Origin of the sequence: Novosphingobium sp. BW1, from assembly GCF_008107685.1 — a bacterium.
Lineage (GTDB): Bacteria > Pseudomonadota > Alphaproteobacteria > Sphingomonadales > Sphingomonadaceae > Novosphingobium.
On the sequence record NZ_VIRF01000132.1, the window covers coordinates 1 to 349 of the forward strand.

General features: G+C 66.5%; 1 pseudogene. It reads right to left on the minus strand.

Annotated elements, in window-relative coordinates:
• Window positions 1–349 (minus strand): annotated as a pseudogene (xcpP, locus tag FMM79_RS21105) (type II secretion system protein N); the annotation flags it as partial.

Consider the following 349-nt stretch of genomic DNA (forward strand, 5'->3'; position numbering starts at 1 on the left):
CTCGAGTCTTCTTCGGCGGGTTCTGCGATGGGCGTGGCTTCCATCTGCTGGCGCAAGGCGTCCAGGCGCTCGCGCAATGCTGCAGCGTTCTCATCCTGCAGGCTTTGCAGTTGTTCGATCGAGTCGTTCTCGCTTGTAATGTCGTCCGCGCTGGCCAGCAGTCCCCCGGAACGGTGCGGGAAGGGCAGGCTTTCCAGGCGCCCGCCGCGCTGCAGTTCGACGCGGTCGCGGTAGACCGCGTGCAGCTTCACGCCGTCGCTGATCTCGCCGCCGACCGCGTAGCGGTGCGGCTTGTCGCCCTGGCGCTGGATGATCGCGCTGGACAGCTTGGGATCGCTCTGGACGAAGC